Below are 16,132 nucleotides of genomic sequence, written 5' to 3'. Positions count from 1 at the left end.
TACACAAGAGAGCACAACAAGGACCCCTTCTTGCGAATGCAAAATGTTTTAAATAATCATTGATATGATAATATCTCAGATTGATGCTGTCGTATAATTAGGTGTTTAGAGACAGTATTTATCTGAGACCATTAGATAAATGAAATACCCTTTGGAGGAGGAGTGATTCGGAAAGGATAGCCTTCTAACGGACTACCATTTATTGGTGGGAAATATTTTCTTTTTGTCCGAAAAGAAGCATGGGAGTACCACTCTATCAACTGATTGATCAGTACTTCCTCCTGCTTTTTTTCTTCTTTTTTCTTTTTATGTGAATGTGTGGTATGCTCATGCTGATGGATAGACTCTTCCTTGAGTTCCTGAAGCACGTGATCATTGCCCTGTGCATGATGATGGTGTTGGTGCACTGTCAACCAGAAAGCATGTGCCATCCAATCTTCCATCACCACCAAAAGGGGACGTATAGAAGCGAACAGATAGAATGTCACAAATATATAGACGAATGCTTTCTTCATCGATGAGAGGATTATCCTTTATTCAAGGCGATCTTTAGTGTGAGCATCATATTTCTTCCCGCTTCTGGTAAATTGAGGATACGGTACCTACTCAAGTGGTTTTGATAATTTGTATTGAAAATATTGTTGATGCTGAATTGTATTTCTATAGGTAAATGGTACAGCATAAAAGTACCTCCCATATGAGCATCTATTAAGAAGTATCCTTCGGTGATTAACTCATTACGATCCACCCGCTGCTGTGAAGCGGTCCATCGTCCACTGATGCGATACTGCAAGTGCTTCATCCACTGGACAGGAAACTCTTTTTTATAGCGTATTTCTGCCGTAGTGGAAAAAGGAGGTGTAAATGGAATGGGCGTCCGGGTTCTCAGGTTCTGATGGTATACATACTCTGCGGTAGCCACAAGGCTATAGGTCTTGGTTAATGATTGCTGGGCATTGACTTCAAACCCTGTATGTAAAGTGCTGCTCTCCGTATACGTATAAACTTGTCCGGCACCGGGAAGCGGCTTTTCCATACCTGGTGCTAGAAAACTGCCTGAAGGCTTTAAATAGATATAGTTGCCAAAGTAGTTGAAAAAAGGAGCTATGGATAATTCACTTCCTCTTTGCTTCCACTGTAGTCCCAAGTCCAATTGATAGCCACGCTCTGGATTAAGGTCTTTGTTTCCCCACTCATGACGGAATGTTCCATGATGAATCCCATTAATCCCCACCTCATTAATCGCCGGAGTACGGAATATTCTCCCTGCCGAAAAGCTTGCCTGAACTTGCTCCCACTGTCGTTCTGTACTTACTACCCATGAGAGATTATGAAAACGCCCTTGATAGTCTGAAGCCCTTGGTGTATACCCTACGATTTCCGATTGTCCATTGCGCAGGGGCATCTCAAAAGCTTCATAAGTCAATTGAGTAAAATCGTAGCGCACCCCTCCAGTAATATTCCATACAGTACTAGGCGTATAAGTCGTAAATACATATACCCCTGCGTTCGTCTGTTGATAATCTGGAATAAGAAACTCATAGCCGCTACGCTGATGGTATTGATGCCCTGCCGCAATCCCCCCTTTCCATTCCCAAAAATCCATCTTCTGTACCAGACGAGAATTCATGGAATAGGTATGCAATTGCAAGCCATTTTCCAGATAAGGGTCTTTGCCAGAGAGATCTATATTATTGTGATGTGGCAGTCCCTTTTCCAGACGTAAGTTGCTTTGCCAGCCTGCATCTGTCTCCCAAGATAGGTCTTCCTTTAACTGGGAATGAAAGTGCGCATCAATCTGCCAATGGCTGTTTTCTTGAGAGGGCAATGCTATATTTCTTCGGTCACCATCATCCAGAAGATCCTCTTCCCGGGGTACGCCATGTGCACCAGCGAAAATACCCAACTTCTCCTGATAACCACTTCCATGCACAACCCATGAGAACTGCTCTGAATGATGTCCCAATGCTCCCTTTACAGTGTAGCGCTGTCCTCCGGTATTCTTGAGGTGCTGATCAAAAATTGGTAAGATGTACTCGTTGTATTCAAAGGTTGTGGCCGGCACTTTATAATCCCTAAAGGAAGTTCCTGACACATTAACCTGCCCGAACCATTGCTGCCTTCTCCATTGCAGTTCTGCTGCAGTTGCGATTTCATGATTAACACTACGATAGGTATTTTGCAATGTAGCAGTCACTCCCTCTTTTTCAGGATATGCCAGTGTATTGATATCAATCACACCTCCTACACCATCTGCACTGTATTGAAGTACCGCAGCTCCCTTGATAATAGAAAGTGTATTGACACTCTGCGGGTCAACCATCATCCCGTGATCACTCCCCCATTGCTGCATTTCTTTCTTAAGACCATTCTCAATAATGAGCACCCGATTGTTGAACATTCCCCGAATAACAGGTTTGCTGATTCCGGTGCCCATACTAATCACATTGACGCCAGGAATATACGCTAAGGATTGTGCCAAGGTAGGCTGTAAACGCTCCTCTAATTCATTTTTAAGAATACGCTTTTCCTGAAGTACGGAGTGGTGGTTACTATTGACCTGTACCGTTTGCAACCATTTTTCAGAAGGGTACAATGCAAACTCTTTGTATACTTGAGAAGGTAATAAGGTATCCTGAAGTGTCTCATATCCCAAGTGAGAGAGAAGAATAGGCGTGGCTTTTTGTATAGGTAAATAGCATATCCCTTCCTTATTGGTTGAGGTATAGTATTTCTGATTCAGGTAGACATTGACATTTTCGATACCTTTTCCTTGAGAAAGGACCTTTATTGTCAAGGAATTCTCTTGAGCGCATAAGGGTGATGTACCCAGAATACTCCACATACAAAGTAATAGGAACCAAGGGAATAAGTTTGTTAACTTCAGTTCGGATCGCCTGTGTTTGTTCAAAATAAATTAGGTAATAGAAGTATCGTTCTTTCTTAAGAAGTTAATGACTTCAAGGTAATAATACAGGAATTAGGTGCAAATTTATAAAAGATCTTTGAAAGATCCTGTGCATAAACTATATCATCAAAAAACTCCAATTCGACATTCACACACTAATATTCAATCAATTTAGTAATCATGGAAAATTCAATCTATACAGGCGGAAACGATCAGGAAATCATTCAACTATTCACCCAAACCTTTACCGATGCTGAGGGAGCAGAAGAAGGGAATACTATTGGCACATTCGTCCGACAACTCCTTCAAACGCCTTCTGAATACCTAAAAGTCTTTATTACAAGGGAAGGAGAAAACATCGTGGGAGGTGTTTTCTTTTCAAGAATTCGATTTGAAAAAAGTGATATAAATGCCTGGATTTTATCCCCCGCTGCTGTATCTACTAAGGTACAAGGGCAAGGCGTTGGGCAACGTGTTATCCAATATGCCCACGAAGTGCTAAAACAAGAAGGGGTACAGGTGGTGATCACCTATGGTGATATTAATTTCTACTCCAAGGTAGGTTACCAACACATCACGGAAGAAGTGATTCCTGCTCCATTAAAATTGAGCTACCCGGAAGGGTGGATCGCACAATCGTTGGAAGGAGATACAATCACATCCATCCAAGGAAAATCCTATTGTGTAGCAGCGCTGAATAATCCGGAGCTTTGGTAAGTGGATGGGTCACTAAGAGATTAAGGAAGAAGGAGTTACGATTATTAAATACGTGATTAGTGACTAGTATAGATATTCAGTAAAACCAATCACCAACCACTAATCACTAAAAATGCTCCACTAGTGCTCAGGATAAAACTCCCAATGAATACTATATAAAGTATCATGAAAACCCCAACCCTTATCAAGGGTATCCTGAACCACTTGTGCAGCCCGATCCGCAAACTGCTCCAATAAATCTTCCTTGGCCATCAGTGTCAATGCAGCACTATAAGTAGACGTCATACTGGAATAAAATGCTTCGTCAATATCTCCAAACTCTAAGGTAAATTGCACTCCTGTTTCCACATAAAACAGCATAAGATCAGCAACTAAGGCTGCCGAAGGTGCCAATTTCTTAAAGTCATTAATCGCTTTCTTACCCTCCCTGAGATTCAAATAATGACCTCCTCGCTTCGGATAAAATGCATCAAAAACCTTGTCCCTATACTTCTCAAATAGTTCCGTTTCATTAGGGGTAACATAAAAATCAAGATACTCCTTGGCTCCTTTATTCTTTTTATACAGATCAGCGACAAGATCAATAAGTTGTTTTTTGTCGAGTTTATTAAGTTCTTTTTTTAGTTCCCTAAGGCCCATGATTTAAATGGATTAATTGATTTTTAAATTCTTATAACTCTCTACCTACAAGAGCTTTGTCATCGCCTATATCTTCTTATTACTTTGATAATTTTAAACCTAAAATCATCATACAACAAACTCATGACCAAAACCAATGCTGGAAAAATCAGCGTATTAAGTTTAAGCTCCATTCTCGAGTATAAAAAACCACCGATTAAGCCCCCCAGGAAGAAAAACGAAACAATGTAGATACGTAGCTTGATCGTCGCTTTGAGCTTGGCTTGATGTGAATGCGTTTTTGGGAAAAATAATTGCGACAGCTCAATTCCTAAATCTGTAAATAAACCCGTTAAATGCGTCGTTCTCACGACAGCGTCCGATAGCTTGGTCACAAAGGAGTTTTGAAGTCCCATGGCAAATAGCAGCGAACACACAATGATATCAGGGTACTTTATTTGATAAAGATTATAGACTATAGGGATTGAAATCAATATAAATACCTCCAACATCGTGGGTATGACAAACACATTTAATTTTTTGTTTTCTCTAAATTTCTCAATCAACAAACTCGAAGAAAATGAGCCAAAGAGAAATGAAAAAATATAAAGAAAATACACCATCCCCCTCCAATACTCAACATTGGAGACATCATTGATAAAAAAGGCAAAATGTCCCGTCACATTGGTGGTGAGTCGGTTAAACTCCAAAAAACCCGTCACATTCACAATTCCGGCAACCAATGATAGCACCATTGCAATCTGCAGGTTGTGTTTTAATGTTCTCCTTTTGCCTTGATGTCTAAACATTTTTATTTCTTAGTTGCTTTTTCATGGTCAACGATATGGCTAGAAATCGGGCGATGCAAAGCAAGCCTGATTTTATAGCCCATGTTATGCTTTTATTAAGTTGATTATTAGTTTAATGATTAACTCTCTCTGTTCTGGTAAACTCTGCGCCACAGCTAAGGCTAATGCTACCAGCGTATTGTCTGTAATTTTCTTTTGACCATCAGTTCTAAGATGAAAGTCATTCTATTCCAAAAACCACACGAACAAAAAGGAACCTATTCGTTTATTCCCATCACTAAACACATGACCTTTGATAACGGAATAAAGTAACTGAGCTGCTTACTCTTCAATACTTGGGTAGGCTAATTGCCCAAAAACTGTTTAAGATACACTCCCTAATATTCCCTGGAAAGAGTCATCTTTTTCATTACCAAATAATTCACTGGCTTCACCTTTTTCCATCAAGCCTGCCTTCAATGCTTTAATGGCTCCCTTAACATCTTCGTAATTGATAACATAGATAATTTCTTCATTTAGCCCTGAAGTCGTTAACTCTTCGTTATCGTATTTGCTGAGTAGTTCGAACGATCTGGTATAGTTAGAGATGATTTCCAGAAAACCCGTGGTGATTTCTTTTTGATTGTCGAGGAGTTTTTGATTGAGTTGAGCTATCTCAAACTCTAATCTATGCATTCGATCCCTTTGTTGATTTAGCAATTGTTCGTTCAAGGAATAACCCTTGATTAGGTATTCTTTCAATTTTTGAAGCGCCCATCGTCTAAATTCTATCCCGACTTTTGATTTGACTCTAAAGCCTACAGAGATAACCATATCAAGATTATAGACAGATACTGCCCGTGACACCTGTCGATTTCCTTCCTGACGAACTTGGCGGAATTCCCGCCAAGTTGATTCCCGATCTAATTCACCTTCTTTATAGATGTTTTTGATATGCTCACCGATAGTTCTTCTTGCTTTTCCAAAAAGGTCTATCATTTGTTGCTCAGAAACCCACACTGTGTCTTCTTCTTGATCAAGAACTACTTTAAATTCAATCTCTCCAGAAGAAGGGGTAAAAATGATTATCTCTGATGATTCATTCATGAATTACTTTCTCTAAGCTTTAACTATTGATCCTTCCTTTTAACTCTCTCTAAATCAAATAACTGACTTACATATACTTGCTCTTCATCTTGATAGATTATATCAACTTCTATTTCCTTATCAAACAATTTAACCTCTTCAGAAGCAAGATGGCATACCAACTCTTCTCCTTTCATGTGGTTAACTCTCAGTTGGGCTATTATTCGATTTGGGAGCTTTACTATGTATCCGAGATCAAATTTACCAACAATTATTGCTTTAGTATTCATCATTTTTAAGCATAACGTTTAGTGTAAAATGCGTTTTAATGCATTTTTACATAGTGTTTTTGCCGATGCTTTTTTCTTTTATCATTTTTATCAGTGTTAGTCCAGCGAGTCCAAGTGTCACAGTTCCCATAATCAGCCCTCTTATTGTCAGACCGTTCAATATTGTCAGTATGGGAAGGTAAGTCGCAAATATGAATGTCGCTAAAGCTGTCCGATTGAGTAATCCTTTCTTCTTTTTAATTCTTGAATAAATGCTCAATGTCAGTAGTCCTGCCGTTATTATTGTCCAAAATATCAACTGTGCAAAGCCGCTTTTGAGGTCTTTTTTGAATTCTGATCCTTCTGGATAATCAGGGTGCTGTAAATAATATTCTTGTGTCCCAAAGCCAATTAGGTTGGCTATCTCGACAAGCAAGGTTAATGATAGTCCACCGATTACAATGATCGCAAGTATTATGTCAATTATCCGTGTCATCTTTACATTGACTACAACGATTAGGATAAAAATCATAGTCATCCCCCAGGGTGGTTATGATTTTTTGCCATTGTTGTGTGCAGTTTTTATTTTAATATCCAAATTATAATCACAAATAGGGACAGGTTAATGATCAAGTCAATCCGTGTTTTTGGAAGCTTATGATCGGGATAATCAATTTCCCATTTTTTAGTTTCAATGAATTTGGCTAATAGTTGAGGCGTTACCGGGATTCTTTGAACTCTTTCGTTAGGTGGAGTGAAGAACAATCCTCCAATATTCTGCCCCTCTTCGTTAGTATGAAAATACCACAGGTAGTTACTTAAATCCACATCATATTGCTTGGAGTATTTACCCATCATTTCATGAAAGTCATCTCCAACTATTCCCATATCTTTCCATATATCTATGTCTGGATTTTCCGGATACACTCCTGAATAGTCTTCTAGAAAATTCCTTATTTCATTAAGCCAACTCATATAATTCGATACTGAATGTTGTGCTTTTGTTTTTATTACAATTGACTACTTGTATTTTCTATAGTCTATTTCTTCATTCAAGATTTGATTTTCAGCTTCATTTAAACAATTGCTCAACTCAATTTTTACTTTTACTCCTTTCTCAACGATCAGTTGCCATTCCTTATCCTCAAGGATTTTTTCAACATCATAATCATCATTTTTTGGCGAATTGTATTTATCAAGTAATTCATGCCAAGGTTTTATTATTTCAAATTCTTTGTTTGAAATCAAGTCATTATTTAATTGATGCGCATAATTATTGTCGATTCCTAAATCATCAAAATAGGAGCACATGAACTCTACAAATGACCAATGTGGATTTGAGTTAGTCTTATCAAGCCAAGATTCTCTTTGGAGTCTTAACGAAGTCAATTCATTAATACATGAAAGCCATCTATTTCTCCAAATTTCTTCAATCATTCGATTATTATTTTAATGAAGCACAACAATTTAAAAAAGCCACTGATCACTTTTATCCTGAAATAATTGGAAATAAAAGAATATGGCTTTTATCCCCTTCTCATCTCTAATCTAGTAAATTCTTGATATTATTCAATTTCTTTGTCACTACATGCCGATAGATCTCTGTTGTTTTTTTGGAGCTATGTCCCAAAAAAGTTTGTATATATCGAAGGTCAGTTCTTTCTTCCAATAAGTCTATGGCCAAAAGTCCTCCACATAAAAAACGAATACCATTAGCCTTCTGATTAAAGTAAAAATCCCTTTGTGCTTTTCGACTAACGCCTGCATAAACGCTTTAATCTCCAAGAACTCCCTTTCCTTCTGCTAAAGAAGTTTGTGAAAATATGAGTGTCTCAGCTATTAGAAACACTATTGTTACGCAAACCCTTGCGTGACGCAAGGGCCTACATTCAGCTTATTAAATAGAAACCTGCTTTTTATAAGCAGACCCTATATATTTTTTATACCTTAATTATCACTTCTTGTCAAACACGTTATACAAGATCTACACTGGTCAAAGAATTCAGATTTTATCGGATACTACACCATAAACGAAAAAATGAGGTCTCACCGATAAAATCGCTCTTTGACCATATAGAATATTAAGGTCTAAGGACACCTAAACTCTAAGAGCGATTTTATCACCTTACAGTAGTGTTTACTATTAACTCCTCTAAAAGATAAAATCTGAACTCTTAGAGTAGGGTATATTTTTACAGCTTGTCCTATGAAAGTCGATAGTAAAATACTTAACCATAAAATGACAAAAAGTCCTACTAAAACCCTGAATATGAAAACAATAAGTCAAAATGACAGCCAAAAATCTATTAACTCACGCATCATAAGCTACTTTGACAGCAAAAATCCCATTGGCCCTCCTTTTGATCAATAATGATTGCAGATAAATAAAGATAAAGGATAGTACGGGCACGATTCATCGCGCCCCTAAAAAATAACTCATATGAATTTCGACAAGCTAACCATCAAATCGCAAGAAGCGATACAGAAGGCTGCCTCCATTGCCCAAGGCAACCAACAGCAGATTATAGAGACCGGGCATATCTTAAAAGGAATTATAGAAAATGATCAGAACCTGATTTCTTTTATCAATAAGAAGTTAGGGGTGAATCAAAATACGTTAACGCAAAAGATATCGGACCTGATCCTGACTTATCCGAAGTCTTCGGGACAAAATCCGTATTTCTCCAATGATGCTATTCAAGCAGTACAGCAAGCGGAGCATATCATGCGGGATATGAAGGATGAGTTTGTTGCCGTAGAGCATATACTGATCGGGATATTCAAGGGAAAAGATAAAACGGCTTCCATTCTGAAGGAAGTAGGATATAATGAGAAAGATTTAAAAGCAGCGATAAAAGAAGTGAGAGGAGATAGTAAAGTGACCGACCAGAATGCGGAAAATAAGTACCGCTCTTTGGAACGTTATTCACAAAACCTAACGGAACTTGCCAAGCAAGGGAAGTTGGACCCAGTGATCGGTCGTGACGAGGAAATTAGAAGGGTTTTGCAAATCCTGTCCAGAAGAACCAAAAACAATCCAATGTTGATTGGAGAACCTGGGGTAGGTAAAACGGCCATTGCCGAAGGACTGGCGCAACGTATTGCTTCAGGGGATGTTCCGGAAAACTTAAAGGACATTACGTTAGCAGCCTTAGATATGGGTGCGCTAGTGGCAGGTGCCAAGTACAAAGGAGAGTTTGAGGAAAGACTGAAAGCAGTCATCAAGGAGGTTGTGGATGCAGAAGGACAGATTGTACTATTTATTGACGAGATCCATACACTAGTGGGTGCCGGTGGTGGAGAAGGCGCAATGGATGCGGCGAACCTACTGAAACCTGCTTTGGCAAGGGGTGAGTTGCGTTCAATTGGTGCCACTACCCTGAAAGAATACCAGAAGTATGTAGAAAAAGATAAGGCGCTGGAAAGACGATTCCAGACCGTATATATCGATGAACCTACGGTAGAGGATACCATCTCTATCCTAAGGGGGATCAAAGAGAAGTATGAAGTGCACCACGGGGTACGTATTAAGGACGATGCGATTATTTCTGCGGCAGAATTATCCAACCGCTATATCACCGATCGTCAATTGCCGGATAAGGCTATTGACTTAATGGATGAGGCGGCCTCCCGTCTGAGAATTCAGATTGACTCCATGCCGGAAGAGATCGACGAAATTCAGCGTAAGGTGATGCAGTTGGAAATTGAGCGGGAAGCTATTCGTAAGGAAGGGGACACCCTCAAGGAAGAAGATTTAAGCAAATCCATTGCAGACCTCAATGGAAAACTACAAGACCTGAAAGCCAAGTGGAGACAGGAGAAAGATAGTATTGAGGAATTAAAGTCCTTAAAGTCAGGAATTGAGGATGCTAAAAGGGATGCCGAAAGAGCAAAAAGGGAAGGTAACCTTGGATTGGCTGCCGAGTTAGAGTACGGTAAAATCCCTGAGTTGGAACAAAAATTGGAAACACAGCAGGAAATTGTTAGTAAAGGCAATGAAGAAGGTCATAGCCTATTAAAACAAGAAGTGACCTCCGAGGAGATCGCTGAAGTGGTTGCCAAATGGACGGGAATTCCTGTCAGCAAGATGTTGCAGTCTGAACGTGAGAAACTCTTGCATATGGAAGACCAGATCAAGATGCGTGTTGCCGGTCAAGGGATGGCGATTACGGCGGTGTCTGACGCTGTACGTAGGAGTCGTGCCGGATTGCAAGACCCTCGACGTCCAATCGGTTCATTCCTCTTCCTAGGTACCACTGGGGTAGGTAAAACAGAGTTGGCAAAGGCATTGGCGGAGTATCTCTTCGACGATGAGAAAGCGATGGTTCGTATCGATATGTCCGAGTATCAGGAACGTCATTCGGTAAGCCGTCTGATTGGAGCTCCTCCGGGCTACGTAGGGTACGATGAGGGAGGACAGTTGACCGAAGCGGTAAGAAAGCGTCCTTATGCAGTGATCCTGTTGGATGAGATTGAAAAAGCCCATCCGGATGTTTTCAATATTCTCCTACAAGTACTGGACGACGGTCGCTTAACCGATAACAAAGGTCGCATTGCCGACTTCAAGAATGCCATTATCATTATGACCTCCAATATAGGGTCAGATATGATTATGGAAGACTTTGAGCATATCAAGAATCGTGAGATGGAGGAAGACGAGAAACAACTCTTCCTGGAGGCTACCAAGGAGCGAGTATTCGACCTACTGAAAAAGTCAGTACGTCCGGAGTTCCTGAACCGTATCGATGAACTGATCATGTTCAAGCCACTGGAAAAAGCAGAGATGCGTATCATTGCCGGTATTCAGTTCAAGGATATTCAAAAGCGTATGCTACAGAATAATATCCATATTGAAGCGACTGACAAGGCATTGGACTATCTATCGGATATTGGTTACGATCCTCAGTTTGGTGCAAGACCAATCAAAAGGGTGATTCAACGCTACTTATTGAATGATCTTTCCAAATCTATTCTAAATGGAGACATCAATAACGAACAAAAAGTGGTCGTTGACGTAGACAATAATAAGATAGTATTCAGAAACGAGGCATTATAAGATACGCCCTATCATCAAATACCAACGGGGAAGGCTAGCATCTAGTCTTCCCTTTTTTATTAAGAGCTTGTTTGGAACCATATCATTTGGTGTGATCCAAATCACATTTTTTTTGTGCGTAGCTTCCTTCCCCTCCCTTTAAATTTTATAGACCTTTGTATCGTCAACAAAAGGGAAATACAGCAGCTCTACAAGTAAGGAACTGTCCTTGTGTTTCTCTGATTATAAATAGAAATAGATCATTGGATTAAACCTATAATTATTATGAAACAGTTATTCTTATTTTTTATCCTAAGTATTTGGGCGCTTACTGGGGTACAAGCTCAAGATTCAAAAGGGAAAATTTTGTTCGTTGTTACTAGTCACGGAGAACTAGGAAATACTGGCAAAGAAACAGGGTACTACCTAAGTGAAGTAGCACACCCGTGGGATGTACTTACCAAAGCAGGTTACGAGATTGACTTTGTAAGTCCTAAAGGTGGCAAAGTGCCTGTAGATGGATTTGACTTAGAAGATCCTATCAACAAAAAAGTATGGGAAGACGAAACTTTTCAGCAAAAGATCAATAATACGCTTAAGCCAAAGCAAGTTGAGGTGTCTGACTATCAAGTAATCCACTATGCAGGAGGACACGGAACAATGTGGGACTTTCCTAAAAATAAGAAACTAGCGAATATCGCTGCTGATATTTACGAGCAAGGAGGAGTTGTTAGTGCCGTATGTCATGGACCAGCAGGATTGGTAAACATCAAATTAAATGACGGAAGCTATCTAGTGGATGGTAAGACCATCAGTACCTTCACCAACGAGGAAGAAGAAGCGATGAAACTAGATAACGTAGTTCCTTTTGCCTTGGAAACAAAACTGATCGAAAGAGGAGCTAAAGTAGATAAAGCTGCTAACTGGGAAGAAAAAGTATCTGTGGATGGTCGATTGATCACCGGACAAAACCCTGCTTCAGCACACTTATTGGGGGAGAAAATTGTAGAAACACTTCAAGAGAACAAGTAATAAGATTGTTCTTATTCAAATAGTATAGCGGCAGATAGACATATCTGTCGCTTTTTTTGTACTCAGCTATAATAGATCAAAATATTATCCTCACTTTTGTCTAATGTTTGTTTAATGCTCAACCGTATGCTTTATGCACCCATTACGACAACACATAGAGAAAATCATCTCATTAAGTGATACTGAATTTGAACATGTACTATCCCACTTCGAACACAAGTCCCTCCGAAAGCACCAATATTTAGTTCAAGAAGGAGAGTATGATAAATATGATAATTGGGTAATCAAAGGCTGTCTCAAAGCCTTCTATACCAATTCTGATGGCAAAGAACATATCTTGCAGTTTGCCATAGAAGATTGGTGGGTTGCTGATTACGATGCCTACTTCAATACACTACAAGCTACAATCAATGTCGATTGCATGGAACCCTGTGAAATACTTCAGATTTCCTTAGCCAATCGGGAAAAGCTATGTACAGACTTACATAAAATGGAATATTTCTTCCGTCAAAAAATTACCAATGGATACGTTGCTCTTCAAAAACGAATTTTATCACTCCTATCCAATAATCCTCAGGAGCGTTATGAAGAATTTATTCGTCTCTATCCAACCTTGAAAGATCGTATTCCAAAAAAATACATAGCCGCTTATCTGGGTGTTTCAAGGGAAACGCTTAGTAGACTTTACTCCAACAATTCATAGAACAATAAAAAAGGGAAGACATTTAGCCTTCCCTCTTATTATTATCAACGATTTGATATGCTTATTGAGCAAACAAAGGATACTGAGGCATCCACTCGTTGATTTCGTTCTTCACTGCCACGATCTCACCTTCGTTCTCGTGGTTCATCAAGACACGGTCAATATACTCTACAATACGTCCCATATCTGACTCAATTAAACCTCTTGTCGTTACAGCAGCCGTACCGATACGCATACCTGAAGTAACAAATGGAGACTTGTCATCAAATGGAACCATGTTTTTATTAATAGTAATATCTGCTTTGATCAAAGTATTCTCAGCGATCTTACCCGTTAACCCTTTTGATCTAAGGTCAATCAACATCATGTGGTTATCTGTACCACCCGAAATGATATCATATCCTTTTGCCAAGAAGTGCTCTGCCATTGTCTTCGCATTTTTCTGTACTTGCTTCACATAGTTCAAGTACTCATCTGTCAATGCTTCACCAAATGCTACTGCTTTTGCACCAATCACGTGCTCCAAAGGTCCACCCTGTGTACCTGGGAATACGCCTGAGTCCAATAGAGAAGACATCATTCTTGTTTTACCCTTTGGAGTTTTCAATCCCCATGGATTTTCGAAATCTTGTCCCATCATGATTACACCACCTCTAGGTCCTCTCAACGTTTTGTGCGTAGTAGAAGTTACTACGTGACAATACTTCAAAGGATCATTCAAAAGGCCTTTAGCAATAAGCCCTGATGGGTGAGAGATATCCGCCAAAAGGATTGCGCCGATTTCGTCAGCAACCTCTCTTAAAGCTTGGTAATTCCACTCTCTAGAGTAAGCAGAAGCTCCACAGATAATCATTTGTGGCTTTTCCTTTCTTGCTTGATCAACTACTTTATCCCAATCGATTACTCCTGTCTCTTGTTCTACTCCGTAGAATACTGGATTGTAGAATTTACCAGAATAGTTTACTGGAGAACCGTGTGTTAAGTGTCCACCGTGAGAAAGGTCAAAACCTAAGATTTTATCTCCTGGCTTCAAAGTAGCCAACATCACCGCAGCATTCGCTTGAGCTCCGGAGTGAGGTTGTACGTTTGCCCACTCTGCCCCAAAAAGTTCTTTTACTCTCTCGATAGCTAGTGTCTCTACCTCATCTACTACTTCACAACCACCGTAGTATCTTTTTCCTGGAAGGCCTTCTGCATATTTGTTTGTCAATACACTTCCCATAGCCTCCATTACCTGTGGAGAGGTGAAGTTCTCTGATGCAATCAATTCAATACCTGAAACTTGTCTGTTTCTTTCTCTTTCGATCAAGTCAAAAACTCTTTCGTCTCTTTTCATAATCGAGCTGCTGTAATATAACTATTAAACAATATGTGTAACTCTCCTCTGCCCTATCTGCTTAACTAGAATATCCCAGTGAGAGAAAATCTTATTTCTCTCTAATTAGTAAATATTCTTAAAATCCAGCACAAAACTAAGAAAAGTAATAATATCTCTATCATACTCTTTTACTTTTTATAATCATCTCACTGTTTACAAGTACGTTTCAATCATTTTAAGGGAGGTTATTAACTAAAAAAAGGGAGTGAAAATCATTTATAGACTTCCACTCCCTTTTTATTTACTTTAGTACTATTCTTTAATCGTACAAGTGACTTATTTTTTTGAGTCCTTGCTCATTAATAATCTTAATACTCCGCTTGTTAATCTCGATGAGATTTTCATTCTTAAATTCAGAAATAATTCGAATAGCCGTTTCTTTTACAGTTCCTACTAAACCTGCCAGATCCTCTCTAGTGAGGGTAATCTGTTCTTTATCGACAAATGAACTATTTAACAAAAGCAATGCTTCTGCTATTCGTCCTCTTACCGGTTTATAGGCAATATCTGTAATTTTAGTCTCTGCACTATCGATTTCTTCACAAAGCAGTTGCATGATGCCATCATAAAATGCTCTGTTTGAATTTAGAAGTTCCTGAAACTGGGATTTGGGAATTAAACAAATCGATGAATCCTCAATTGCAATTGCTGAAGCCTTATATCTCATACTCATGATTAAAGACTTATAGCCCACTAAATCTCCGGGCTTAGCAATTCTGAGAATTTGCTCTTTTCCATTACTTCCGAGCTTGGTTACCTTAACAAGACCTTCACTGACACAGTAGAGGCCTACTGGCATAGAATCTTCTTGGAATACGGGTTGACCTTTTTTGTAGAAACTACAGTTAGTTGCAAGGTTTAAATTCTCGATTTCTTCAGGTGTACAACAAGAAAACAAAGAACTTTCACTACCCTTGCAAATCTTACAAGTAGATTGTGTTAATTTCATAGTCTTTTGTATGGATAGATTCTGATAATATTCTAAAAATAGCTATCCAATAAGACTCTTCAAAAGCCATTTCTTACATTTTTACGTTTATTCAGAATTATAAAGTATGCTTGCATACCTATTTATTCTCTTATCGCTGAGAAATAGTATTATAGCTAGAAAAATAGTCCTCAATGAAAAAACACAGCCAGAGTAACATGCCTTTGACCGTGTTTAAATTATTATCAGAATTATCTGCGACAAAGCTATTAAGGAATTTAAGTTATAAATATGACAAAAGTCTTTATAGGATATGACTTCCCTCATTTAGTCTCCAATTATTTACTTAAATAATCCTATTACTAAGGGTATCCATAAAATTTTCTCTCATGAAGGACTTCTCAACCACAAAATATAATCTCAACAAGAAGTAATTGAATTAAGAGAATAATCTACCCTATTTTACTTACACAATAATAACAAACCTTGCATGACTATTTAATCATTTACCTAAACTTCCTTATTGAAAATAAATGCTCAAATCGATCTAAAACCTTACATGATCTCATGTTACTGTAAAGCGAGCAGTCATAAGTTTCATTATTTCACACAAAAAAAGCCTTATCCAACATCTCGTGCTGAATAAGGCTTTAAATTTATAAGGAGTGGC

16 protein-coding genes and 1 pseudogene are annotated in these 16,132 nt (G+C 38.8%); 4 read left to right on the top strand and 13 right to left on the bottom strand.

The genetic code is table 11. From position 1 onward, the window contains the following. Positions 1 to 131: 131 nt before the first annotated feature. Positions 132 to 515: a hypothetical protein gene (locus tag ABD985_RS14855; RefSeq protein ID WP_345373040.1), complete on the bottom strand. Its 384-nt coding sequence runs from the start codon at positions 513 to 515 to the stop codon at positions 132 to 134. 11 nt (positions 516 to 526) lie between these two features. Continuing rightward, positions 527 to 2,797 carry a TonB-dependent receptor gene (locus ABD985_RS14850; protein ID WP_345373038.1) on the bottom strand — a complete coding sequence of 757 codons (2,271 nt, stop codon included), beginning with the start codon at positions 2,795 to 2,797 and terminating at the stop codon, positions 527 to 529. 291 nt (positions 2,798 to 3,088) lie between these two features. On the opposite strand from ABD985_RS14850, the gene ABD985_RS14845 reads away from it, so the two are divergent. Beyond that, positions 3,089 to 3,625 (top strand): GNAT family N-acetyltransferase, encoded by a 537-nt coding sequence (locus ABD985_RS14845; protein WP_345373036.1) that lies wholly within the window; start codon positions 3,089 to 3,091, stop codon positions 3,623 to 3,625. Positions 3,626 to 3,745: 120 nt separating this feature from the next. Here the strand turns inward: ABD985_RS14845 and ABD985_RS14840 are convergent, their stop codons facing one another. From ABD985_RS14840 to ABD985_RS14805, 9 genes and pseudogenes are all read right to left on the bottom strand, one after another. Then, the gene (locus tag ABD985_RS14840; protein WP_345373034.1) at positions 3,746 to 4,264 is read right to left on the bottom strand and encodes a DUF6155 family protein; all 519 of its coding nucleotides are present in this window, start codon (positions 4,262 to 4,264) and stop codon (positions 3,746 to 3,748) included. 59 nt (positions 4,265 to 4,323) lie between these two features. Next, a complete protein-coding gene (locus tag ABD985_RS14835; protein ID WP_345373032.1) occupies positions 4,324 to 5,052 on the bottom strand; it encodes a YoaK family protein in 729 nt (242 codons plus the stop codon). 225 nt (positions 5,053 to 5,277) lie between these two features. Beyond that, a pseudogene (locus ABD985_RS21290) lies at positions 5,278 to 5,361 on the bottom strand (Fic family protein); the annotation flags it as partial. Positions 5,362 to 5,415: 54 nt separating this feature from the next. Beyond that, positions 5,416 to 6,138, bottom strand: a complete 723-nt coding sequence (locus tag ABD985_RS14830) for a virulence RhuM family protein (protein ID WP_345373030.1) — start codon at positions 6,136 to 6,138, stop codon at positions 5,416 to 5,418. Positions 6,139 to 6,161: 23 nt separating this feature from the next. Next, a complete protein-coding gene (locus ABD985_RS14825; protein ID WP_345373028.1) occupies positions 6,162 to 6,314 on the bottom strand; it encodes a hypothetical protein in 153 nt (50 codons plus the stop codon). Positions 6,315 to 6,453: 139 nt separating this feature from the next. After that, positions 6,454 to 6,924 (bottom strand): hypothetical protein, encoded by a 471-nt coding sequence (locus tag ABD985_RS14820; RefSeq protein WP_345373026.1) that lies wholly within the window; start codon positions 6,922 to 6,924, stop codon positions 6,454 to 6,456. Positions 6,925 to 6,968: 44 nt separating this feature from the next. Then, positions 6,969 to 7,361 carry a DUF1493 family protein gene (locus ABD985_RS14815; protein WP_345373024.1) on the bottom strand — a complete coding sequence of 131 codons (393 nt, stop codon included), beginning with the start codon at positions 7,359 to 7,361 and terminating at the stop codon, positions 6,969 to 6,971. Between the two features lie 45 nt (positions 7,362 to 7,406). Then, positions 7,407 to 7,823, bottom strand: coding sequence for a hypothetical protein (locus ABD985_RS14810; RefSeq protein ID WP_345373022.1), 417 nt, complete (start codon positions 7,821 to 7,823; stop codon positions 7,407 to 7,409). 106 nt (positions 7,824 to 7,929) lie between these two features. After that, positions 7,930 to 8,070: a tyrosine-type recombinase/integrase gene (locus ABD985_RS14805; protein WP_345373020.1), complete on the bottom strand. Its 141-nt coding sequence runs from the start codon at positions 8,068 to 8,070 to the stop codon at positions 7,930 to 7,932. 756 nt (positions 8,071 to 8,826) lie between these two features. Between ABD985_RS14805 and clpB the strand changes: the two genes are divergently transcribed. From clpB to ABD985_RS14790, 3 genes are all read left to right on the top strand, one after another. Further along, complete coding sequence (gene clpB / locus ABD985_RS14800) at positions 8,827 to 11,442, top strand: ATP-dependent chaperone ClpB (RefSeq protein ID WP_345373018.1); 2,616 nt, start codon at positions 8,827 to 8,829, stop codon at positions 11,440 to 11,442. Positions 11,443 to 11,706: 264 nt separating this feature from the next. Next, positions 11,707 to 12,453: a type 1 glutamine amidotransferase domain-containing protein gene (locus ABD985_RS14795; protein ID WP_345373016.1), complete on the top strand. Its 747-nt coding sequence runs from the start codon at positions 11,707 to 11,709 to the stop codon at positions 12,451 to 12,453. A 133-nt stretch (positions 12,454 to 12,586) separates the two neighbouring features. After that, positions 12,587 to 13,156 (top strand): Crp/Fnr family transcriptional regulator, encoded by a 570-nt coding sequence (locus ABD985_RS14790; RefSeq protein ID WP_345373014.1) that lies wholly within the window; start codon positions 12,587 to 12,589, stop codon positions 13,154 to 13,156. Positions 13,157 to 13,217: 61 nt separating this feature from the next. Here ABD985_RS14790 and ABD985_RS14785 read toward each other — a convergent pair whose 3' ends face one another. Both ABD985_RS14785 and ABD985_RS14780 read right to left on the bottom strand, forming a co-directional pair. Next, entirely contained in the window at positions 13,218 to 14,492 is a 1,275-nt protein-coding gene (locus ABD985_RS14785) for a serine hydroxymethyltransferase (protein WP_345373012.1), read from the bottom strand. Between the two features lie 301 nt (positions 14,493 to 14,793). Then, on the bottom strand, positions 14,794 to 15,483 hold the full coding sequence (locus ABD985_RS14780; protein WP_345373010.1) for a Crp/Fnr family transcriptional regulator: 690 nt from the start codon (positions 15,481 to 15,483) through the stop codon (positions 14,794 to 14,796). Between the last annotated feature and the right edge of the window lie 649 nt (positions 15,484 to 16,132).

The organism is Algivirga pacifica, assembly GCF_039543525.1.
Lineage (GTDB): Bacteria > Bacteroidota > Bacteroidia > Cytophagales > Flammeovirgaceae > Algivirga > Algivirga pacifica.
This window is presented reverse-complemented; position numbering and strand designations above follow the sequence as displayed.

Excerpts from the sequence above, each read along its gene's own strand:
- ABD985_RS14815 (WP_345373024.1), bottom strand. The coding sequence starts at position 7,361 with ATGAGTTGGCTTAATGAAATAAGGAATTTTCTAGAAGACTATTCAGGA.
- ABD985_RS14780 (WP_345373010.1), bottom strand. The coding sequence starts at position 15,483 with ATGAAATTAACACAATCTACTTGTAAGATTTGCAAGGGTAGTGAAAGT.
- ABD985_RS14845 (WP_345373036.1), top strand. The coding sequence starts at position 3,089 with ATGGAAAATTCAATCTATACAGGCGGAAACGATCAGGAAATCATTCAA.
- ABD985_RS14820 (WP_345373026.1), bottom strand. The coding sequence starts at position 6,924 with ATGACTATGATTTTTATCCTAATCGTTGTAGTCAATGTAAAGATGACA.
- ABD985_RS14825 (WP_345373028.1), bottom strand. The coding sequence starts at position 6,314 with ATGAAAGGAGAAGAGTTGGTATGCCATCTTGCTTCTGAAGAGGTTAAA.
- ABD985_RS14835 (WP_345373032.1), bottom strand. The coding sequence starts at position 5,052 with ATGTTTAGACATCAAGGCAAAAGGAGAACATTAAAACACAACCTGCAG.
- ABD985_RS14830 (WP_345373030.1), bottom strand. The coding sequence starts at position 6,138 with ATGAATGAATCATCAGAGATAATCATTTTTACCCCTTCTTCTGGAGAG.
- ABD985_RS14855 (WP_345373040.1), bottom strand. The coding sequence starts at position 515 with ATGAAGAAAGCATTCGTCTATATATTTGTGACATTCTATCTGTTCGCT.
- ABD985_RS14795 (WP_345373016.1), top strand. The coding sequence starts at position 11,707 with ATGAAACAGTTATTCTTATTTTTTATCCTAAGTATTTGGGCGCTTACT.
- clpB (WP_345373018.1), top strand. The coding sequence starts at position 8,827 with ATGAATTTCGACAAGCTAACCATCAAATCGCAAGAAGCGATACAGAAG.
- ABD985_RS14810 (WP_345373022.1), bottom strand. The coding sequence starts at position 7,823 with ATGATTGAAGAAATTTGGAGAAATAGATGGCTTTCATGTATTAATGAA.
- ABD985_RS14785 (WP_345373012.1), bottom strand. The coding sequence starts at position 14,492 with ATGAAAAGAGACGAAAGAGTTTTTGACTTGATCGAAAGAGAAAGAAAC.
- ABD985_RS14790 (WP_345373014.1), top strand. The coding sequence starts at position 12,587 with ATGCACCCATTACGACAACACATAGAGAAAATCATCTCATTAAGTGAT.
- ABD985_RS14840 (WP_345373034.1), bottom strand. The coding sequence starts at position 4,264 with ATGGGCCTTAGGGAACTAAAAAAAGAACTTAATAAACTCGACAAAAAA.